The 21,384-nt window shown below is 72.7% G+C and carries 17 protein-coding genes and 1 pseudogene; 7 read left to right on the forward strand and 11 right to left on the reverse strand.

Annotated elements, in window-relative coordinates; translation table 11 throughout:
* Positions 1–102: 102 nt before the first annotated feature.
* The gene (locus OG357_RS14980; RefSeq protein ID WP_329621637.1) at positions 103–516 is read right to left on the reverse strand and encodes a hypothetical protein; all 414 of its coding nucleotides are present in this window, start codon (positions 514–516) and stop codon (positions 103–105) included.
* A 128-nt stretch (positions 517–644) separates the two neighbouring features.
* Here OG357_RS14980 and OG357_RS14985 point away from each other — a divergent pair, with 128 nt between their 5' ends.
* Positions 645–1,991 (forward strand): SWIM zinc finger family protein, encoded by a 1,347-nt coding sequence (locus tag OG357_RS14985; RefSeq protein ID WP_329621638.1) that lies wholly within the window; start codon positions 645–647, stop codon positions 1,989–1,991.
* A 37-nt stretch (positions 1,992–2,028) separates the two neighbouring features.
* Positions 2,029–3,792 (forward strand): DUF5691 domain-containing protein, encoded by a 1,764-nt coding sequence (locus OG357_RS14990; RefSeq protein ID WP_329621639.1) that lies wholly within the window; start codon positions 2,029–2,031, stop codon positions 3,790–3,792.
* A gap of 86 nt (positions 3,793–3,878) precedes the next feature.
* Here the strand turns inward: OG357_RS14990 and OG357_RS14995 are convergent, their stop codons facing one another.
* Positions 3,879–4,286, reverse strand: a complete 408-nt coding sequence (locus OG357_RS14995; protein WP_024758053.1) for a cobalamin B12-binding domain-containing protein — start codon at positions 4,284–4,286, stop codon at positions 3,879–3,881.
* A gap of 300 nt (positions 4,287–4,586) precedes the next feature.
* On the opposite strand from OG357_RS14995, the gene OG357_RS15000 reads away from it, so the two are divergent.
* Positions 4,587–5,429: an esterase/lipase family protein gene (locus OG357_RS15000; RefSeq protein ID WP_329621640.1), complete on the forward strand. Its 843-nt coding sequence runs from the start codon at positions 4,587–4,589 to the stop codon at positions 5,427–5,429.
* A 48-nt stretch (positions 5,430–5,477) separates the two neighbouring features.
* Here the strand turns inward: OG357_RS15000 and OG357_RS15005 are convergent.
* Positions 5,478–5,925 (reverse strand): annotated as a pseudogene (locus tag OG357_RS15005) (arginase family protein); the annotation flags it as partial.
* A gap of 280 nt (positions 5,926–6,205) precedes the next feature.
* Between OG357_RS15005 and OG357_RS15010 the strand changes: the two are divergent.
* Positions 6,206–7,795 carry a M23 family metallopeptidase gene (locus tag OG357_RS15010; RefSeq protein WP_329621641.1) on the forward strand — a complete coding sequence of 530 codons (1,590 nt, stop codon included), beginning with the start codon at positions 6,206–6,208 and terminating at the stop codon, positions 7,793–7,795.
* A 62-nt stretch (positions 7,796–7,857) separates the two neighbouring features.
* On the opposite strand, the gene pcrA is transcribed toward OG357_RS15010, so the two are convergent.
* Entirely contained in the window at positions 7,858–10,302 is a 2,445-nt protein-coding gene (gene pcrA, locus OG357_RS15015; protein WP_329621642.1) for a DNA helicase PcrA, read from the reverse strand.
* A gap of 79 nt (positions 10,303–10,381) precedes the next feature.
* Positions 10,382–10,735 (reverse strand): hypothetical protein, encoded by a 354-nt coding sequence (locus OG357_RS15020; RefSeq protein WP_329621643.1) that lies wholly within the window; start codon positions 10,733–10,735, stop codon positions 10,382–10,384.
* A 345-nt stretch (positions 10,736–11,080) separates the two neighbouring features.
* Between OG357_RS15020 and OG357_RS15025 the strand changes: the two genes are divergently transcribed.
* The gene (locus tag OG357_RS15025) at positions 11,081–12,223 is read left to right on the forward strand and encodes a C40 family peptidase (RefSeq protein ID WP_329621644.1); all 1,143 of its coding nucleotides are present in this window, start codon (positions 11,081–11,083) and stop codon (positions 12,221–12,223) included.
* 42 nt (positions 12,224–12,265) lie between these two features.
* Here the strand turns inward: OG357_RS15025 and OG357_RS15030 are convergent, their stop codons facing one another.
* Both OG357_RS15030 and OG357_RS15035 read right to left on the reverse strand, forming a co-directional pair.
* Positions 12,266–12,988 carry a response regulator transcription factor gene (locus OG357_RS15030; RefSeq protein ID WP_329621645.1) on the reverse strand — a complete coding sequence of 241 codons (723 nt, stop codon included), beginning with the start codon at positions 12,986–12,988 and terminating at the stop codon, positions 12,266–12,268.
* Entirely contained in the window at positions 12,985–14,250 is a 1,266-nt protein-coding gene (locus tag OG357_RS15035; protein WP_329621646.1) for a PspC domain-containing protein, read from the reverse strand. Before OG357_RS15035 ends, OG357_RS15030 begins: the two co-directional genes overlap by 4 nt.
* 156 nt (positions 14,251–14,406) lie before the next feature.
* Here OG357_RS15035 and OG357_RS15040 point away from each other — a divergent pair, with 156 nt between their 5' ends.
* On the forward strand, positions 14,407–15,747 hold the full coding sequence (locus OG357_RS15040; RefSeq protein WP_329621647.1) for a PspC domain-containing protein: 1,341 nt from the start codon (positions 14,407–14,409) through the stop codon (positions 15,745–15,747).
* 156 nt (positions 15,748–15,903) lie between these two features.
* Here the strand turns inward: OG357_RS15040 and OG357_RS15045 are convergent, their stop codons facing one another.
* From OG357_RS15045 to guaA, 4 genes are all read right to left on the reverse strand, one after another.
* Positions 15,904–16,521: a DoxX family protein gene (locus tag OG357_RS15045; RefSeq protein WP_329621648.1), complete on the reverse strand. Its 618-nt coding sequence runs from the start codon at positions 16,519–16,521 to the stop codon at positions 15,904–15,906.
* A gap of 91 nt (positions 16,522–16,612) precedes the next feature.
* Complete coding sequence (locus tag OG357_RS15050; protein WP_443066685.1) at positions 16,613–17,845, reverse strand: hypothetical protein; 1,233 nt, start codon at positions 17,843–17,845, stop codon at positions 16,613–16,615.
* Between the two features lie 197 nt (positions 17,846–18,042).
* Positions 18,043–18,831 (reverse strand): class II aldolase/adducin family protein, encoded by a 789-nt coding sequence (locus OG357_RS15055; RefSeq protein WP_329621650.1) that lies wholly within the window; start codon positions 18,829–18,831, stop codon positions 18,043–18,045.
* 111 nt (positions 18,832–18,942) lie between these two features.
* Positions 18,943–20,544, reverse strand: a complete 1,602-nt coding sequence (gene guaA, locus OG357_RS15060; RefSeq protein WP_329621651.1) for a glutamine-hydrolyzing GMP synthase — start codon at positions 20,542–20,544, stop codon at positions 18,943–18,945.
* Between the two features lie 327 nt (positions 20,545–20,871).
* On the opposite strand from guaA, the gene OG357_RS15065 reads away from it, so the two are divergent.
* A complete protein-coding gene (locus OG357_RS15065) occupies positions 20,872–21,165 on the forward strand; it encodes a chorismate mutase (protein ID WP_317598495.1) in 294 nt (97 codons plus the stop codon).
* Positions 21,166–21,384 lie beyond the last annotated feature (219 nt).

Consider the following 21,384-nt stretch of genomic DNA (forward strand, 5'->3'; position numbering starts at 1 on the left):
CGATCCACCGTGCACCATCCCACTGACAATCGGCTGTCGCCGCTGGTCAGGTGCCCTGCCGGGAGGGCGGGGTGAGGGAGGGTCAGCCCACGATCGGGGAGGTCAGCCCACGATCGGGGAGACGGCGACGCAGCCGCCCGCCATCGCCTGCTCGCCCTTGGACTCCTTGATGACCTTGCCCTGGTAGACGACCTTGCAGGTAAGGCTCGCGGGGTCGAGCGAGACCGGCATGACGGCCGGCGGCATGATGCCGTGCAGCTTCACGGTCTTCTTCCACGGCGTGGTCGGCTTCTTCTCCGACTCGACCTTCGGCGCCATGGCACTGCCGTCACCGGCGTGGAACTCGATGGTCTCGATGCTCTTGCCGCCGACCTCGTACGTGACCTCGTAGGACTCGGTGACGGTCTTGTCGACCTGGTCGACGGCCTTCTCCGCGGCCTCCGAGCAGGCCCCGAGGCCGAGGGCGAGCCCGGCGGCGGCGAGGGCCGAGACGGCGGTACGGACGGTGCGCTTCATGAGGGGGTCCCCCTGGACGGGTGGTGCTGATCTTCGGTCACGCGCAGAGAATCGTAAAGAAAGAGTAAAGTCAAATCCCTTCCCGGAGGCCAGGGGCGTTGTCAGTGGCGGCGTCTACGGTCGGTGACATGAATGCCATGGGGGTGCGCTGGACGGCTGATCAGGTGCTGGCACTGGCTCCTGACGAGGCCTCACGCAGAGCGGGGAGCGAGCTGGGCACGGCCGGGCCGTGGTCGGGCACGGGCCGCGGCGAGGGAGCCGTCTGGGGTGTGTGCGGGGGCAGCGGCGGCCGGTCGTACGAGACGGTCGTCGACCTCACGGGGCCCGCGTACACGTGCGGATGCCCCAGCCGGAAGTTCCCGTGCAAGCACGCGCTGGGACTGCTGCTGCTCCAGGCGTCGGACGGTACGGCGGTGGCGGACGGCGCCCCGCCGGAGTGGGCGGCACCGTGGCTCGCGAAGCGCCGGGGCGGCGTCGGGAGCCCGGCCCGGCCGGCCGGGACCGGCGCCTCCAAGGCCCCGGCGGATCCCGAGGCCGCGCGGCGCAGGGCCGAGCGCAGGGCGGCCCGGATCACCGCGGGCGCGCAGGAGTTGGAGCAGCGGCTCGCCGACCTGCTGCGCGGCGGCCTGGCCACGGCCGAGCAGACCGGGTACGGCCTGTGGGAGGAGACCGCGGCCCGCATGGTCGACGCCCAGGCTCCGGGGCTCGCGGGCCGGGTCAGGGAGCTGGGCGCGATACCGGGTTCGGGTCCCGGCTGGCCCGTGCGCCTCCTGGAGGAGTGTGCGCTGACCCACCTCCTCGACCGGGCCTGGCTCGCCGCCGACCGGCTGCCCGCCGACTTCGCCACGACCGTGCGGACCCGGGTCGGCCTCACCGCCCCGGCCGACGGCGTCCCGGTGCGCGACCACTGGCACGTCCTCGCGCAGTACGACACGGCCGACGCCCGGCTGACCACCCGGCGGGTCTGGCTGCACGGCGCCTCGACCGGACGGACCGCGTTCCTCCTCTCCTTCGGCGCGGCCGGCCGGGCCCCCGGCCTCGCGCTCCCCGTGGGCGCGCTCCTCGACGGCGAGCTGACCCCGTACGCGGGCGCCGGCCGGCTGCGCGCGGAGCCGGGCGAGCAGTTCGTCCCGGTCGACGCCCCCGTCTCCCCGCCGCCTGGCGGTCCGGTGGGCGAGGGTCTCGACGCGTACGGGCGTGCGCTGCGCGAGGATCCGTGGCTGGACTCCTGGCCCGTGACCCTGCGCCAGGTCGTCCCGGCGCGGGCGGAGTACGGCTGGCAGCTCGCCGACGCGGACGGCCGCGAGGCCCTGCCGCTGACGCCCGCCGCGCAGAACCGGCCCGGACTCTGGCGCCTCGTCGCCCTCTCCGGCGGCGCTCCCGTGACCGTCTTCGGCGAGTGCGGCCACCGCGGATTCACCCCGCTGGCCGCCTGGTCGCCGGAGGCGCCCGCCGAGACGGTCCCCCTCATATGACGGCCCGCCACCTCCCCCGACCGCACGGAGGACCCCGATGAACACGCGCGCGACCACGCCCGCCCCGTACGCCGCAGGCTCCGACGGTGGCGGCGACGGCGACGACAGCGCCCGCGTCTGGGAGGAACTCGTCACCTCCGCGCTCCTCGGCACGGACCGACGGCCGCCCTCGGTCCTCGCGGGGGCGACGGGCCCGGGCGGGACGGGCCCGGGTGTGACGGACCCTGACGGGACGGGACCTGACGGGACGGGACCGGGCACGGCGGGCTCCCGTCCGGCCGGCGCGGACCTGCCGGGTGCGCTGCTCGACGCCGCCGCGCTGCACACCGTACGGCGCAGGGCGGGGCTGCGCCCCGGACCCGCCGCGCCACCGCCCGAACCCGCGCCGGAGGACCCGCGCCGGCCGCTGCCCGAGGCGGCCCGGCGACGGCTCGACCAGCTCCTCGCCGGGCGGGCCGCGCCGTCGCCCGCCGCCGGGCGCCGCGGGGCCGCGCCCGACCTCGCCGAACTGCTGCCCCAGTGGCTGGCCCTCGCCAACGAGCGCGGGTACAAGGCACCGCCCGCCACTCTGCCCGCCCTGCTCGACGCGGCCAGGGCCCGCACCGACCTGCGGCCCCAGGCCCTCAGGCTCGCCGGACCGCGCGGCCTGTGGCTGGCCGGCCTGAACCCCGAGTGGCGGTTCGCGCTGCGGGGTACGGGCGCGGCCGGCCGGCTCCCGTCACCCGGGGACACCGAGGGCGTCAGGGTCCTGTGGGACGAGGGCCTGTTCGCCGAGCGGGTCACGCTGCTCGCCGCCGTACGGACCGGGGACCCGGCGGCCGGCCTCGCCCTCCTGGTGTCCACCTGGACCGCCGAGCGGGCGGAGGACCGGCTGATGTTCCTGGACTCGCTGCGGACCGGACTCTCCGACGCGGACGAGGAGTTCCTGGAGGCGGCCCTCGCCGACCGCAGCCGCAACGTCCGCGCAACCGCCGCCGAGCTGCTCTCCGCCCTGCCCGCCTCGGCGTTCGCGGGCCGGATGGCCGGCCGGGCCGCCACCTGCGTCGGCCTCGACCGGACGGCGGAATCGCCCACGATCTCCGTCGAGGCCCCGCACGAGTGCGACGCGGCGATGCAGCGCGACGGGGTCGTGCCGAACCCGCCGGCCGGACGGGGCGAGCGTTCCTGGTGGCTGGGCCAGCTCGTCGAGGCCGCCCCGCTCGCCTGCTGGCCCGTCCGCTTCGGCGGACGGACTCCGGAGGAGATCGTGGCGCTGCCGGTCGCCGACGACTGGCAGGGCGAGCTGCACGCCGCCTGGTGTCGGGCGGCCGTGCGGCAGCGGGACGCGTCCTGGTCGCGCGCGCTGCTCGGCTCCCCCGCGATCCCGCCCGCGACAGGCCCCGGAACCTCGTCCCTGGCCGAGCGGGCGCAGCTCCTGGCGACGCTCCCGGCGGACGAACGGGCGCGCTGGGTCGCCTCCTTCGTCGCCGCCCACGGCCTGTCGGAGGCGTTCCAGCTGCTCGGCGTGTGCGCCGTGCCCTGGGCCGAGCCGCTGGGCGCCGCCGTGATCGACGCCCTCGACATCGCCCGGGACGCGGGCAGTTACCCATGGAGCTTCAGCGGGGTGATGGGCCTCGCGGAGCGCTGTCTCGCACCGGAGGCGGCGCGGCATCTGGACTCCCTGACGGCCCTGCCCGACGAAGAGGAGGAGGACACCGCGCCCGGCGCGGGCGGCTACTGGTCCGAGGCGTTCCAGCGGCTGGTCTCCACGCTCCGGCTCCGCGCGGCGATGCGCGCCGAGCTCACCCAGGTCCCCGTCTGAAGGGGCGGCACCACGGCGAAGGGCCCTCCCCGAAGGGAGGGCCCTGACAAGCGAGGCACGCGAGGACGTCGGACCGGTCAGGCCGGTCAGGCCGCCACGCGGACGTTCGCGTTCACCCAGTCGACGATGGACGCGGTCGTCGCGCCCGGCGTGAAGATCTCCGCCACGCCCTTCTCCTTCAGCGGTGCGATGTCCGCGTCCGGGATGATGCCGCCGCCGAAGACCTTGATGTCCTCCGCGTCACGGTCCTTCAACAGCTCCAGGACCTTCACGAAGAGCGTGTTGTGCGCGCCCGAGAGGATGGAGAGACCGATCGCGTCGGCGTCCTCCTGGATCGCGGTGTCGACGATCTGCTCGGGCGTCTGGTGGAGACCGGTGTAGATGACCTCCATACCGGCATCGCGCAGCGCCCGCGCGATCACCTTGGCCCCGCGATCGTGGCCGTCGAGACCCGGCTTGGCGACCACCACGCGGATCGGACCGGTCACACCCATCACTGCCTCCACATGCGACCCCCGCGCTTGATTGCCGGGGAGGTGAACGAACGTTATCGCCAGCATCCCGCAAGCGGCCGTTTCGCGGTGGCGAGCGAGGGGGAAATCACACGTGGGACATGTTCGCCATGCGCCGTTCCCCGCTTCGGGCCCTCCTCCTGGGCCCACCAGCCGCAAGCGGGGCCCGGTCGCAAGGGAGCCGCGACGAGGTCGCCGTACCTCCGTGCCGCCGTCCGTGCGGCGCGGGGTGCGGCGTACCTCCGTATCGTCCGGCCCCGCGTGCCGCTCGGGAGGTCGGCGATGAAGCTCTCCAAGGTCACCGCCCTGATGAAGGCCACCGCCTTGGAGCTCGCGATCCTCACCGGGCATCTCGTCCTCTACCCCTCCGGGATCGTGGCCGAGCGCCTCTCCCCCGCCACTCGCACGAGCGATCCAGCCGCCGGTTCCAACGCCGGTCCCGACGCCGATCCGCACGCGACGATCACCCCGGGCCTGCGCCCGGTCGTCCTGCTGCACGGCTTCGTCGACAACCGCTCCGTCTTCGTCCTGCTGCGTCGCACCCTCACCCGGCACGGCCGTGACTGCGTCGAGTCGCTCAACTACTCACCGCTCACCTGCGACCTGCGGAGCGCCGCCGAGCTGCTCGGGCGGCGGGTGGAGGAGATCCGCGCCCGCACGGGACACACCGAGGTCGACATCGTCGGACACAGCCTGGGCGGGCTCATCGCCCGCTACTACGTCCAGCGGCTGGGCGGTGACACCCAGGTACGCACCCTGGTCATGCTCGGCACCCCGCACTCCGGCACCACCGTGGCCCCGCTCGCCGACGCGCATCCCCTGGTGCGGCAGATGCGCCCCGGTTCGGCGGTCCTGCGGGAGCTGGCCGGCCCGGCGCCCGGTTGCCGTACGCGGTTCGTCAGTTTCTGGAGCGATCTCGACCAGGTGATGGTGCCGGTCGAGACCGCGCGCCTCGACCATCCCGATCTCCTCGTGCACAACGTCCGCGTCAGCGGCATCGGCCATCTCGCGCTGCCCGTCCATCCGACGGTGGCCACCGGGGTGCTCGGCGCCCTGGACGCCGGTGGCCCGGTGGCTCCGGGCGGCGCTCACGAAGGGGAGCCGGGCGCCGCCTCCGTCGCCTGATTCCCGCTGTGCCGTCGACGTGTGATCGCGGCCTCCTGCCCACCCACGTCAGCGGGCGCCGAGGGCCGCGACCAGGAGGTCGGCGAGGAGCGCGCCGGCCGTGCCCTCCGGGTCCAGGTCGGGGTCGTAGATCGTGACGTTGAGGCCCACGCAGTGATCCGAGGCGAGCAGGCCGGCAAGGAGTGGGCGCAGCTCGTGCGGCAGGAGCCCGTCCGGGTCGGGACTGTCGACCGCCGGCATGACGGCGGGGTCCAGCACGTCGGCGTCCAGGTGCACCCAGAAGCCGTCGAGCCCGCCGCCGCAGGTATGGCCGCAGTCCGTCCAGGTCGGTGAGGTCCCGCTGCCCCCGGCCGGTGGCGAGCGCCAGCTCCTCGCCGGCAGCGGCGCCGACGTACGCGCTGTTCCCCAGGTGCCGGAAGTCCGCCGAGGCGTCCACGGCGGCCAGTCCGTACCGCCCGATGCGCCGCAGCGCCAGCGAGGCCCCGAGCCGGATCGAGTTCATCGGGCCATCCTGAGCACTCAGGCGCGCCCCCGGCCAGCCCCTGGATCCGGCCGACTCACACCTTGTTCTTCGAACGTTCCTCGAACACAAGGCCAAAGCTCTCTCCCCGAGCTGGCGAAACACGGCCGATTGCCCGTTTCCTGCGGGCTCAAACGCCTCCGAAGATTGTCGGTTGCGCATACCGCCGGGTACAGTCGCGCCACTGCTTCCCCCGGGACACCCCTCATCGGGCCCGCCCCGGACTGGTCCTGCTGCCGAGGCGAGAGAGACGTTGGTGAACGACCAGCACCCCCACGCCGGGTACGTCGGAAACGACGCCCACACCACAGGCAGCTTCGCCGTCGACCCGCTGTTCGGCGCCTACCCCGCGGGTCAGGCCGACCACAGCGGCCAGTGGGACTTCGGCCAGTACGGGATGACCGGTCAGTACGACACCACAGGTCAGCAGCAGTACGACACGACGGGCCAGTGGGACACCACGGGCCAGTGGCAGGCCACCGACCAGTACGGATACGGAAGCGCCGCCACGCACACGCAGTACGAAACCGGCGGGCAGCAGTACGACACGGCCGGCCAGTACGACACCACCGGGCACTACGACACCACCGGGCAGTGGGACGCCTCCGCCTGGACCGACGCCCAGCAGACCGGCCAGTACGAGACCGTCCACGCCGGCGCGTACGCCGCCCAGGGCGCGTACGGCTACGAGGCCTACGACGCCACCGGCCAGTGGGCGGCCCCCGCCTTCGCGACCGAGACCGGCGCCTACGACGCCACCGCCTGGAACCAGGCGGCCTCCGAGGCCGAGCCGCTCGTCCCCCAGCAGTACACCCCGCAGGCGGAACACACCGCCGAGTTCGCGTTCGACCTCGCCCATGAGCAGCAGGAAGCGCAGGCCGAGTACGCCTACGCCGACGACCTCGTGGACGCCGCCGAGGACACCGTCCACGACGACGCCCTCCACGACGACGCCGAGAACTTCGCCTACGCCGAGCCCGTCGCCGAAACCAGCGCCGAATCCATCGTCGAACCCGCCGCCGAACCGGCCGCCGAGCTCCGTACGGAGTCCCCGCTCGCGGGCCGCCCCGTGCGCCGCGGCTCGGGCAGCAGCCGCGGCCGCCGCCGTACGCCCGCCAAACGGTCCGCCCTGCTGACCGTCGCCGTCCCCTCCGCCTGTGTCATGGGCGTCGCCGGCATCGCCGCCGCCTCCGTCAGCGGGCTCACCAACCCCACCACCGACGGCGGCAAGAAGGACACCACCGCCCTCGCCGCGGCCGACCCCGGCTCCGTCAAGCAGGTCGCCGCCAACAGCGCCCTCGACACGCAGCTGGCCGCGCTCAGCGAGGACGCCCGCGACTTCGGCGACCGCGCGAGCCGCACCCAGGAGCGCATCGACCTCAAGGCCCGCCAGGCGGCCGACAAGAAGAAGCGCGAGGAGGAAGCGGCCCGCAAGGAGGCGCTCCGCCCCAAGTACATGCTGCCGGTGGAGCTCCACCGGCTCAGCGCGCGCTTCGGCCAGTCCGGCGTCAACTGGATGTCCGTGCACACCGGCATCGACTTCCCCGTGCAGACCGGCACGCCCGTGATGGCCGCCACGGACGGCACCGTCCGCACCCAGCTGAACAGCGCCTACGGCAACATGGTGATCGTGACCGCCCCCGACGGCACGGAGACCTGGTACTGCCACCTCAGCAGCGCCAAGATCCGCTACGGCCAGGTCAAGGCCGGCGACGTCATCGCGTACTCGGGCGACACCGGCAACTCCACCGGCCCGCACCTCCACTTCGAGGTCCGGCCGGGCGGCGGTTACGCCATCGACCCGCTGGCCTGGCTGCGCAGCCACGGGCTCGACCCGACCAGCTGATCTTCACCCGCGTATGCGAGAGGGCCCCGGCCGAAGCCGGGGCCCTCTCGCATGCGCACGCGCTACAACTTCTCGACCGGCGCGTACCGCAGGAGCAGCCGCTTCGGCTTCTCGTCGCCGAAGTCGATCGTCGCCTGGGCGTCCGCGCCGACCCCCGTCACCGCCGTCACCGTGCCCAGACCGAACTGGTCGTGCGTGACGCGATCGCCGATCTGGAGGGAGATCACCGGCTTCTCACCGGCACGCCGGGTGGCGAAGCCCGAGGGGCCGGAGCGCGCGCGGGACGCGGAGAGCGAGGAGGTGATGCCCGAGGTCGGCCCGGCGGGCTTCGCCATCGGACCGGTCCGCTTCCACTCCAGGTACGCGGGCGGGATCTCCTCCAGGAAGCGCGAGGCCGGGTTGTACGAGGGCTGGCCCCAGGCACTGCGCATCGACGAACGGGTGAGGTAGAGCCGCTCGCGGGCGCGCGTGATGCCGACGTACGCGAGGCGCCGCTCCTCCTCCAGCTCCTTCGCCTGCCCGAGGGCGCGCATGTGCGGGAAGACGCCGTCCTCCATGCCGGTGAGGAACACCACCGGGAACTCGAGGCCCTTGGCGGTGTGCAGCGTCATCAGCGTGATGACGCCCCGGCCCTCCTCGTCCTCGTCCGGGATCTGGTCGGAGTCGGCGACGAGGGCGACCTTCTCCAGGAACTCGGCGAGGGTCGCGGGCTCCTCGCCGCGCTCCTGCTCGAACTCGAGGGCGACGGCGGCGAGTTCCTGGAGGTTCTCGATACGGGTCTCGTCCTGCGGGTCGGTCGAGGCCTGGAGCTCGGCCAGGTAGCCCGTGCGCTCCAGGACGGCCTCCAGGACGACGGCGGGGCCGGCGCCGGACTCGACGACGGTGCGCAGCTCGTCCATCAGCGCGTTGAAGCGCTTCACGGCGTTCGCCGAGCGGGCGGCCATGCCGTACGCCTCGTCGACCCGCTTGAGGGCCTGCGGGAAGGTGATCTTCTCCCGCAGGGAGAGGGCGTCGATCATCGCCTCGGCGCGCTCGCCGATGCCCCGCTTCGGCACGTTGAGGATGCGGCGCATCGGGACGTTGTCCTCGGGGTTGGCGAGGACCCGGAGGTACGCGAGGACGTCCCGGACCTCCTTGCGCTCGTAGAAGCGCACGCCGCCGACGACCTTGTAGGGCAGTCCGACGCGGATGAAGATCTCTTCGAAGACACGGGACTGGGCGTTGGTCCGGTAGAAGACGGCGACGTCGCCTGCCTTGGCCTCGCCGGTGTCCGTGAGCCGGTCGATCTCGTCGGCGACGAACTGTGCCTCGTCGTGCTCGGTGTCGGCGACGTAGCCGGTGATCTGCGCGCCCGCGCCCGCGTTCGTCCACAGGTTCTTGGGGCGGCGGGACTCGTTGCGCTCGATGACCGCGTTCGCCGCGGAGAGGATCGTCTGCGTGGAGCGGTAGTTCTGCTCCAGGAGGATCGTCGTCGCGTCCGGGTAGTCCTCCTCGAACTGGAGGATGTTGCGGATGGTCGCGCCGCGGAAGGCGTAGATCGACTGGTCGGCGTCGCCGACGACGCACAGCTCGGCCGGGCCGAGGTCCTCGTAGCCCGTGCCGACGAGCTCCCGTACGAGGGTGTACTGGGCGTGGTTGGTGTCCTGGTACTCGTCGACGAGGACGTGGCGGAAGCGGCGGCGGTAGTGCTCGGCGACGTCGGGGAACGCCTGGAGCAGATGGACCGTCGTCATGATGATGTCGTCGAAGTCCAGGGCGTTGGCCTCGCGCAGCCGTGCCTGGTACATCCGGTACGCCTCGGCGAGCGTCTTCTCGAAGCCGTCGACGGCCTGGTCGGCGAAGGACTCCTCGTCGATCAGCTCGTTCTTGAGGTTCGAGATCTTGGCGCTGAAGGACTTCGGCGGGAACTTCTTCGGGTCGAGGTCCAGGTCGCGGCAGACCAGCGACATCAGCCGCTTGGAGTCGGCGGCGTCGTAGATCGAGAAGGAGGACGTGAAGCCGAGCCGCTTCGACTCGCGGCGCAGGATGCGCACGCACGCGCTGTGGAAGGTCATGACCCACATGGCGTTGGCCCGCGGGCCGACGAGCTGCTCGACGCGCTCCTTCATCTCGCCGGCGGCCTTGTTGGTGAAGGTGATCGCCAGTATCTGGCCGGGATGGACGTGCCGCGTGCCCAGGAGGTGGGCGATGCGGTGGGTCAGCACCCGGGTCTTGCCGGAGCCGGCTCCGGCGACGATGAGCAGCGGGGTGTCGGTGTGGACGACGGCGGCGCGCTGCTCGTCGTTCAGCCCGTCCAGGAGCGCGGCCGGGTCCACGACGGGGCGCGCCGCGCCGTCGCGGTAGTAAGCGTCCCGGGGCGGGGGCGCGTCGAAGTGCTCCCCGAAGAGGTCGTGCGGGACCTGCTCGGGGACCGGGGCACCGTGCTCGTCGTCCTCGGGCGGGGGCGGGGCCTCCCCCGAGGAGTTCTGGAGGCCGGCCAGGAAGCTGTCGTCAAAGAGGCTGCTCATCGCCTCACGAGTCTAGGACGCCCCACCGACATCCGGGTCCGCCTTCGGGACGGCCTTCGTCACGCTCCCGGGAAACGGGTCACACCCAGAGGGTGGCGATGAAGATGTTCGCCGTGGTGAGGGCGCCGACCGCGGCGAAAAGGCCCTTGTCGACCTTCTCCTCGTCGCGCTTGACGTAGACCAGTCCGAGGATCACGACGAGCACGGCCAGCTTGATGCCGATCTTGATGTTGTTCACGGTCTGGTCGTCGGCCTGGTTGAGGCCGACGAGCGCGACGCCCGTGATCAGCATGACCAGCGCACCGTGCAGCATCGCCGGGGTGAAACGGGCCGTACCGGCGCCCATCGCCTTCATCTGGGTGAGGAATCCGCCCAGGAGGGAGGCGATACCGATGATGTGCAGGGCGACGAAGACATTGATGAGTACGTCCATGGGCGGAGCCTAACCGGGGCCTTAGCACCACTCTCCGGCCGGGTCCACTGCCTCCGGTGCTTCGGTCGGTCGTCTGCCGCAATGTCTCCCGGGCCGTCACCCCGGACGAACGAGATCGGTCCATGTCCATCACCTGCCGCCAATAGCGGTCAAGTCACTGCCGGGGCGTGACCCCGAGGTTTAGCGTCCTCCAGCAGGTGGCCGGCTCCCACCACCGCCGGTCACCCGGCGGCTGCCGGTCATCCCCGCCAGGAAAACCCGGCGGCGGTCCGTCTCCCCTGTGCGGCCCGCCGTCGGCCCGGCGGGCACCGTTCCCCCGCAGGGAAGAGGATGTGACCCGCCCTCGTGGCAGCGCACCGAAAACCCAGGCCGTCCCCGCTCGGTGGTCCGGCGGTCCGCACCGCCGCCACCCTCGCCCTCGCCTCCGCGGCGACCGCGACGCTCTTCGAGGGGTCCGGGCACGCGGACCCCCGACTCACCACCGCCCAGGTCAAGGCGAAGGTCGACCGGCTCTACCACGAGGCCGAGGTCGCGACGGAGAAGTACAACGGGGCGAAGGAGCGGGCCGACGCCTCCCGCGCGGCGTTCGACCGGCTGCGCGACGAGGCCGCCCGCAGGGCCGAGCGCCTCAACACCGCCCGGGACGGGCTCGGGGCCATGGCCACCGCGCAGTACCGCTCCGGCGGCCTCGACCCCGCCGTGCAGCTCGCCCTCACGTCCGACCCCGACGAGTACCTGGAGCGGGCCGCGCTCGCGGAGAAGGCCGCGGACCGGCAGGCGAAGGCCGTCACCGCCGTGCGGCGCGAACTCGGCGCGCTCCGGCAGCTGCGCGACGAGTCCGCGGGACGGCTGACCGCACTGCGCGGGCACGAGGAGGAGCTGCGGCGGCAGAAGGCCGTCGTCCTCGGCAAGCTGGAGGCGGCCAGGACCCTGCTCGCCCGGCTGACGGCGGAGGAGCGCGCCCGGTACGACGCCGCCGTCGCGGCCCGGGACAGCGCCCGCGCCCCGGAAGGCAACGGCACGAGCATCGGTACGCGTACGGACGGCGGTACGGCCACGGGCGCCGGAACCGGCGGCTCGACGGCGGCGCGCGCCGATCGATCCTCAGGCGACGAGCGCGGCCCCGTGACCGCCCCGAACACCCGGGCCGCCGAGGCCGTCTCCTTCGCCCGCGCACAGCTCGGCAAGCCGTACGTGTGGGGAGCGACGGGTCCGTCCGCGTACGACTGCTCCGGGCTCACCCAGGCCGCCTGGCGCGCGGCCGGCGTCTCCCTGCCGCGCACCACGTACACCCAGATCAACGCCGGCCAGCGCGTCTCCCGCTCCCAGCTCGCCCCCGGTGACCTGGTGTTCTTCTACTCGGGGATCAGCCATGTCGGGCTCTACATCGGCGGCGGCCAGATGATCCACGCCCCCCGCCCCGGCGCCCCGGTGCGGGTAGCCCCGATCGACGAGATGCCCTTCGCCGGAGCGACCCGCGTGGGGTGACCGGCGTGGGGTGACCGGCTGTCGCGGCCCGGGTGGGGTCGTTCAGACCAGGCGGCGGGCGGTGGCCCAGCGGGTCAGCTCATGGCGGTTGGAGAGCTGGAGCTTCCGCAGCACCGCCGAGACGTGCGACTCGACCGTCTTCACCGAGATGTAGAGCTGCTTGGCGATCTCCTTGTACGCGTAGCCGCGGGCGATCAGCCGCAGCACCTCGCGCTCCCGCTGCGTGAGCCGGTCCAGGTCCTCGTCCACGGGCGGCGCGTCCGTCGAGGCGAAGGCGTCGAGGACGAACCCGGCCAGGCGGGGCGAGAAGACGGCGTCGCCCTCCTGGACACGGAAGATCGAGTCGACCAGGTCGGTACCGGTGATCGTCTTCGTGACGTAGCCGCGGGCACCGCCCCGGATCACCCCGATCACGTCCTCGGCCGCGTCCGAGACGGACAGCGCCAGGAAACGGACCGGGTCCTCGGAGGCCACCATCAGGCTCGCGCAGCGGCGCAACACCTCGACGCCGCCACCGCCCGGCAGGTGCACGTCGAGGAGGACGACCTCGGGCCGGGTCGCGGTGATGACCGTGACCGCCTGGTCGACGTCGGCGGCCTCGCCCACCACCTCGACCCCGGTGACCTCGGTCCGGCCGATCTCCGCCTGCACGCCCGTACGGAACATGCGGTGGTCGTCGACGAGCACGACCCGCACCCGGCGTTCCGTACCCGGCGCCGTCGCCCCCGCCTCGGCCCCGGTCGCTGCCCCGGTCTCGTCGCTCATCCGTCCGCCCTCTCCATCTCAAGCTCCACTTCGGTGCCCCCGCCCGGCACGGACCGCAACCGGGCCGAACCGCCGTTGCGCTGCATACGGCCGATGATCGATTCTCGTACGCCCATCCGATCCTCGGGTACCGCGTCCAGGTCGAAGCCCGGACCGCGGTCCCGCACCGAGACGAAGACCATGCGGCCCTCCACCTCGGCGAAAACCTGCACCGCCCCGCCCTCGCCACCGTACTTGGCGGCGTTCACCATCGCCTCGCGCGCGGACTGCATCTGTGCGGTCAGTTTCTCGTCGAGCGGGCAGTCGCCGACGACGACCACCTCCAACGGGACTCCGTGCTTGTCCTCGACCTCCGCCGCGGCCTTCTTCACCGCTTCCGCGAGGGTCGCGGGCTCCTCCTCGTCCCGGCCGGTGCCCTCGGGCTTGTAGAGCCAGTTCCGCAGCTCCCGCTCCTGTGCGCGGGCGAGCCGGCGCACCTCCCCCGCTTCGTCGGCGTTGCGCTGGATCAGCGTGAGGGTGTGCAGCACCGAGTCGTGGACGTGCGCCGCGACCTCGGCGCGCTCCTGCGCGCGAATGCGCATGGTCCGCTCCTCCGTGAGGTCCTGCGACATCCGGACCAGCCAGGGCCCCGCGAGCAGGGCTATCCCGGTGAGCACCGCGACGGCGGCGGTGAAGGCCGTCCCGAGCTGGGCGACGGAGCCGCGGACCACCACGAAGACCGCGAGGCCGGTGCCGACGAGGGCGACGCCGACGAGTCCGCGGGCGACCTGGAGGGTCCGTCTGTGCCGGCCGGCATCGGTCCAGCTGGCCCGGCGGGCGTTGTCCGCCTGGCGCCAGACGAGGACGACACCGACGCAGATGAGGAGGACGGGCCAGACGTACCGCCCGTACTCGTTGTCGATGCTGATGTTCCCGACGAGGATCGCGCCGCCGATCGCGAGCGCGATCAGGGCGAAGACCTGTCCGCGGTCGGGCTTGCGCAGCCGGCGGCGGCCGTCCGGAGTGATCTCGAAGACGGGGCGGGGAGCGGCCCGGCCTCCGACACCGAGCGGGACGACGATCCAGAAGACCGCGTAGAGCAGGCCTCCGAGCCCGTCGGTGAAGAAGAGCACCGCGAACAGCGCGCGCACCCAGACGACCGGGAGTCCGAGGTGGCCCGCGAGGCCGCTTGCGACACCACCGAGCCACCGCCCGTCGGCGCTCCGGTAGAGCCTGCGCACGGGTGGTTCGTCGGTCTCGGTGACACGAGCGGCTGCGGACATGCACCGATCGTCACACGTTCGGCCTGCCCCGGACATCAGGGTCGGCCCTGAGATCGCCCCTGGTAACGCCTCAGGGGCGACACCCCTTCGAATATCAGGGTCGGGCCAGGGTCGGTCCCGGTGCCGCTCCGGGTCACGGGCCGTCACCATGGACGCATGACGAGTTCGAAGCCTTCGACCCACGAGGCCCCGCCGCCGGCGGAGGCCGATGCCTCTCTGCCTCTGCAGCGTTCGCGGAGCGGCAAGCTCGTCGGCGGAGTCTGCGCCGGCCTCGGCCGGCACTTCGACCTCGACCCGGTGATCTTCCGGATCACGGTCGGCGTGCTGTCCGTGACAGGCGGCGTCGGCCTGATCTTCTACGGCTTCGCGTGGCTGCTCGTTCCGCTCGCGGGCGAGGAGGAGAACGAGGCACGCAGACTGCTGACGGGCCGGGTCACCGGCGCCTCCCTGTCTGCCGTGTTCATGGCGCTGATCGGCTGCGGGATCTTCCTGTCGATGCTGCGCAGCGGGTCGATGCTGGGCTTCACGATGCTGCTGTCGCTCGCGGTGTGCGGCGCGGCGGTCTGGTCGCGGCGCCGGGCGGCCGGCAGCGAGGCGGAGAGCCGGATCGAGACGGCGGCCGCCCAGATGGTCGCCGAGGCGCCTCCCGAGACCAAGGCCCCGCCCCGCGTCGAGTACCAGTCCTGGTGGAAGGGCCCGATCGTCAAGGACGGATCGACGGGCAGGGTGGCGCTCGGCTATCTCTGGGGACCGCACGGCATCCCCGACGAGGACGGCAAGGTCGACGGCGAGGTGCCGAGGCCCGGAAGCCAGTGGGGACCGGATCCCTCCCGCGCCGACCGGCCGGCTCCGTCCATCCGGCGGAGCCCGCTCTCCATCGCCGGTCTCGTCCAGCTGCTCGCCCTGCTCGCGGCCGGCCTCGGCACCGCCCTCACCTGGGAGTCCGAGCCGCTGGGCAGGAGCCTGGCGACAGGGCTGGTGGCCGCCCTCGCGGTGTTCGGCCTGGGCCTCGTCGTCAGCAGCTTCCTCGGCCGCACCGGGTTCGGGACGGTCTTCCTCACCATCCTCACGGCCTGCCTGCTCGCCGGGGCGGTGGCCCTGCCCGACCGGATCACCACGGACTGGGTCCGCGAGACGTGGAAGCCGGCCTCCGTCGCCGCGGTGCAGCCGCACTACGAGCTGGGGACCGGCGTGGGCCTGCTCGACTTGTCGGCGCTGCCGGTCCCCGCGGGCACGACCGTCGCCACCCGGGCCGAGGTGGGCGCCGGACAGCTCAAGGTGGTCGTCCCGAAGGACGTGGTCGTGAAGCTCCACGCCGAGGTGGGGCTCGGCGATCTCCAGCTTCCCGGACAGCCCGCGGACGACATCGACATCGCCCCGGACCAGGTCGAGACCCGCACGATCGCCCCGCCGGCCGGGATCGCCCCGGCAGGCACGCTGGACCTCTCGCTCGAGGTCGGCATCGGACAGGTGGAGGTCACCCGTGCTGCTTCATGAGTTCCGCCCCGGCCGGCTGCTCGTCGGCCTCACCGCCCTCGCCCTGGCCGCCCTGTACGCGGGCGACCTCACCGGTGCCTGGACGACCCCGTGGTACGCGGTGATCCCGGTGCTCTGCGGCGGCCTGGGCACGGCCGCCCTGGTGACCTGGGTCGCCTATCGAATACGGCGCCGTCGATCCGCGAGGAACCTGTCCGCCGACAGCTCGGAGGCCCCTGCCAGCAGCAGCGGAAGCCAGGCCATCAGATAGGCGAGGTCGTTGCCGAGGTAGTACGGGCTCACCTGCCAGCTCACGGTCAGCCAGAGGCTCAGGGAGATCAGCACGCCGCCGAGCGCCGCCACGCGGGCGTAGAGACCGAGCAGGGTCCCGATCCCGACGGCGAGCTCTCCGAAGGCGATGGCGTACCCGAAGCCGGCGGGGTTCTTGAGGGCGAGGTCGACGAGGGCGGGGATCGCCGAGCTGTCCCGCACGGCGCGCATCGTCTCGCCGATGGAGCCGCTGCCCTCGGCGGCGAAGAAGGCGGAGTCGGTGAGCTTGTCGAGCGCGGCGTAGACGAACGTGACCCCGAGGAAGAGCCGCAGCGGAAGGAGGGCGTAGCGGGAGGCGACGGCCTTCCATCGGTCGAAGCTGACCTGCCACCGGGCGAAGGTGGCCTTCCGCCGGGCGCGGCGGCCGGTTCCGCCCTGGTCTCCCGGGCCTCCGGAAGCGCCCGGACCGCCGGTCCCGCCCGGGTCGCCTGGCGTGTCGTTCGTCCGGTCCGCTCGTCCCGTCATCGTCGGTCACCTCTCCATGCCCCGTACGACTGTTCGCGGAACGATTCTCCTCGGACCAGCGCCCGAGGGACACGTGGAGAGGGCCGGACGCTCAGTCGACGACGTCGATCGTGACCCGATTGGTCTCGATGCCCGCCGCCGTCACGACCGAGACCTCCACCCTGCCGGGCTCCACGTCCGCGGGGAGGGGGACGGTGAGGGCCCCGTCCGTCGGGTTGGCGAAGCCACCCGGGATGGGGACCAGGGGGACGTGGGCGTGGACGGCGCCGATGCGCACGACCAGCCGGGTCAGCGGGTCGGGGGCGGCGGCGCCCGGCGGGACGAAGCCGCAGCCGCGGATCTCGATGTCGTCGCCCGTCCGGATCGGGGCGTCGAGGTCGCCCGCCTCCCGGGAGCGGACGACGGAGTGGATCGTGGGGCGGACGCCCTCGGTGCACTTGGTGGCGAGGTGCCAGGCCGCGGAGACGGCGAGGAGCAGCACGAGCGACCAGGGCACCTCGGGGAGCCGGCCGGGGTCGCGGGCGAGGCCGACAGCCGTCAGGGCCAGGACGGCGCAGGAGACGAGGAGGTACTGGACGTCGGCGAGGCCGGCCCGGCCGCTGTCGTCGCAGAGCAGGTCGGCGGCGCGCGGACGGTCGGCGCGGACCTTCTGGAGGCGGCCGGCCGCGATCCGGACGGAGACGACGAGGCGGGCGGTGACGGTGACCGCCGACACGAGAGCGAAGACGGTGAGCAGGCCGGCACCGCGGGACAGGCCGAAGGCGGCCGGGCCCGGCCGGAGGAAGGCCAGGAAGAGGAGGGTGAAGCCGAGGAGGAGGAGCCAGGCGGCAGCGACGGCCCGGGTGGTGGAGAGCCGGTTGTCCTCGCCGATCAGGGGGGCGAGGAGACCGCCGCGTGTCCGGTGGGCGTGGGCGGCGGCGCTGAGCAGGACGGCGAAGACGAGGGCGGTGCACAGGCCGGCCGTGCGGGCACCGGTCCAGCCGTCGCCGATCGCGGTGAGGGCCTGGCCGAGCAGCAGGGCGAGGACGGCGCCCCAGACGGCGCCGATGCCCCCGCTGCGTACACGGTCGCGCCAGGCCGCCCCGGCCTCACGGCCGCGGACGGCCACGGCGCGGGCGGACTGGGCCAGCTCGTCGGAGACCCACTGGCGGGCGGCGACCGGCGAGTGGGCGACGGCCGCGGGGACGCCGTGCCCGGCGGCCAGCTCGTCCCGCCGGGCGAGGAAGGCGGCGACCGCGCGCCGGTGGCCGGCCTTCCCGCAGTGGGCGCAGCCGGCGCATGCCGTCGCGTGTTCGCCGTACTGTCTCGCCTCTTGAACCGCCACGGTGCTCACTTCCCGAGCTCACTTCACGACCCGTTCCGTTGCTTTCCGGTGCGCTCCGATGCGTTCCGAACGGTCAACCAGCCGTTGATTCCACGGAATTGTGTCGTACCGGCGGCTCCCGGAGCTGCCGTGTGCGCCCCGCCGGAGAGTGATTGCCGCGCCATCTCATTGACGTACAGAAGGGTGAAGCGATGGTGTTACGACAGGAGTTCGGGCTCCGCTCGGCTGATCCTGCGCCAGAGTGGCTGGTAGTTGATCCAGCCGACGAGGTCGCTGCCGAGCTGTTCGCGGGTGGCGACGGCGTCCCGGTGGTCGATCGGCACCGGCTTTCCGGCCGCCCGCGCGGCCAGTTGGACTTGGGCGCAGCGTTCCATGGCGATGAACCACCAGGCCGCCGCGTCGACGGAGGAGCCGACGGTGAGCAGCCCGTGGTTGCGCAGCACGATCGCCTTGAACGAGCCGAGGGCGAGGGCGATCCGGCGGCCTTCCTCGGCGTCGACGGTGACGCCGGTGTACGCGTCGTAGAGGGCGTGGTCCTGGTAGAAGGCGCATGCCTCCTGGGTAAGCGGGTCGAGGAGTTCGCCGAGCGCGGCGAGCGCCCGTCCGTGGAGCGAGTGGGTGTGGGCGACGGCGACGACGTCGGGCCGGGCCCGGTGGACCTGGGCGTGGACGGTGAAGGCCGCCTGGTTGACATGCTGGCCGCCCCGGACGACCTGCCCGTCGCCGTTGACGAGGACGAGGTCGCTCGCGGTGAGGTCCTCGAAGGGCGCCCCGAAGGGGTTCACCCAGTAGCAGTCGGGGAGCTCCGGGTCGCGGGCGCTGATGTGGCCCGAGACGCCCTCCTCGTATCCGAGCCGCCCGAAGAGCCGGAGCGCGCCCGCGAGCCGCTGTCTGCGGTGGGTGCGTTCCTCCTCGGCCGTCGCGTGGACGGGCGGCATGGCGAAGTGGAGCCGGTCGACGGGGACGGGGTCGGGTATCACGCTCATGCGCCGGAAGGTAACGCCCGGCCGGGCAACTCACCAGAGTCCGGACGTGAACACGACGAAGCCGCCGCCCCGGAGCACCGGGGCGGCGGCTTCAAGCACCTGCGGGAGGGACTACTCCCACTCGATGGTGCCCGGGGGCTTGCTCGTGACGTCGAGGACGACGCGGTTCACATCGGCGACCTCGTTCGTGATGCGGGTCGAGATCTTGGCGAGTACCTCGTAGGGCAGGCGCGACCAGTCGGCCGTCATCGCGTCCTCGGAGGAGACGGGGCGCAGCACGATCGGGTGACCGTAGGTGCGGCCGTCGCCCTGGACGCCCACGGAGCGGACGTCGGCGAGCAGGACGACCGGGCACTGCCAGATCTCGCGGTCGAGACCGGCCGCGGTGAGCTCCTCGCGGGCGATGGCGTCGGCCTCGCGCAGCAGGTCCAGGCGCTCCTTGGTGACCTCGCCGACAATGCGGATGCCGAGGCCGGGGCCGGGGAAGGGCTGGCGCTGGACGATCTCCTCGGGCAGGCCGAGCTCCTGGCCGACCATGCGGACCTCGTCCTTGAAGAGCTGGCGCAGCGGCTCGACGAGCTCGAACTCCAGGTCCTCGGGGAGGCCGCCCACGTTGTGGTGGGACTTGATGTTGGCCGTGCCCGTGCCGCCGCCGGACTCGACGATGTCCGGGTAGAGCGTGCCCTGGACGAGGAACGCGACGTCCTCGCCGGTGCCCGCCGACTCGGCGACGATCTCGGCCTGGGCCTGCTCGAAGACGCGGATGAACTCACGGCCGATGATCTTGCGCTTGGTCTCCGGGTCGGAGACGCCGGCGAGGGCGGTGAGGAAGCGCTCCTGAGCGTCGACGACCTTCAGGTTCACGCCGGTGGAGGCGACGAAGTCCTTCTCGACCTGCTCGGTCTCGCCCTTGCGCATGAGGCCGTGGTCGACGTAGACGCAGGTGAGCTGCGAGCCGATGGCCTTCTGCACGAGCGCGGCGGCCACGGCGGAGTCGACGCCGCCGGAGAGACCGCAGACGGCGCGCTTGTTGCCGACCTGGGCGCGGATGGCCGCGACCTGCTCGTCGATGACGTTGCCGGTGGTCCACGACGGCTCGATGCCGGCGCCGCGGTAGAGGAAGTGCTCCAGGATCTGCTGGCCGTGCGTGGAGTGCAGCACCTCGGGGTGGTACTGGACGCCGTACAGCTTCTTCTCGTCGTTCTCGAAGGCGGCGACCGGCACGACGTCCGTGGACGCGGTGACGGAGAAGCCCTCGGGGGCGGCGGAGCAGGCGTCGCCGTGCGACATCCACACGGACTGCTCGACCGGGGTGCCCTCGAAGAGGGTCGAGCCGGCCTTGGAGACGTGCAGTTCGGTACGGCCGTACTCGCGGGCGCCGGTGTTGTCGACGGTGCCACCGAGGGTCGTCGCCATCAGCTGGAAGCCGTAGCACATACCGAAGACGGGGACGCCCGCCTCGAAGATCGCGCGGTCGAGGCGGGGGGCGCCTTCCGCGTACACGGAGGACGGGCCGCCGGAGAGGATGATCGCCTTCGGGTTCTTGGCCAGCATCTCGGCCACCGGCATGGTGGACGGGACGATCTCGCTGTAGACCCGGGCCTCACGGACGCGGCGGGCGATGAGCTGGGCGTACTGGGCGCCGAAGTCGACAACGAGGACTACGTCCGGGTTGGAGACGTCGGGCGCGGCAGCGGGGGTCGCTGATGACACTACGGCGGCCTTCCGGCGGTAGGTGGGGTCCCCCGAAGGGGGTGCTCTTTGTCGATTCTACCGGCGCGCCGGTCGGACTTTTCGTCTCACCATCCGAACCCGGGTTGGCCCGGGGTCCGCGGCGGGGTCCATACTGTCGCCATGCGCAAGCTCCCGACCTTCGTCTTTACCTATGGCACCGGCCCGTCCGGCTGCCATGGTCGTGCTGCTTGAGCAACTGACAAGCGACTTCCCAGGCGCCCCGGGCCGACAAGGCCCGGGGCGTTCTGTCGTTTCCGGGCCGTGTCGCCCCGGGGTTCCGCACCCGACACCCCGAGGAGCCCCACCATGACGACGAACACCGCCATCACCGAGAAGACCGGCGCCCGCACCGACGAGGCCGCGGCGCTGATCGGTGGCGCCCGCGACCGCATCGACTCCCTCGACGACCGGATCATCGGTCTCATCCAGGAACGGATGGCCGTCTCGGCCGTCATCCAGGAGGCCCGGATCTCGTCCGGCGGCCGCCGGGTGAACCTGGCGCGCGAGATGGAGGTCCTCGGTCACTTCCGTGACGCGCTGGGCAAGCCGGGCACGGCGCTCGCGATGACCATGCTGGAGCTGTGCCGGGGCCGCATCTGAGCGGGGTCCGAAGGCGAGCGAGGGCCCGGATCTGAGTTCGGGCCCGCTCTCACCCGTACGGCGCGTGACCGGCCGCGACCCGGCTTCGTTGGTCCGGGTGTCCGTGCCAGCCAGGGGCGGGCCCGTAAGAAACCACGCGTGGCTTCGCTGGGGCGTGTGGCGTACCTCCGGTACGCCGTGGGACCTCGCACCAGCGCGTGTGGCCGGGCAGCAGGGGAC

Source organism: Streptomyces sp. NBC_01255 (assembly GCF_036226445.1).
In the GTDB taxonomy this organism is placed as follows: domain Bacteria; phylum Actinomycetota; class Actinomycetes; order Streptomycetales; family Streptomycetaceae; genus Streptomyces.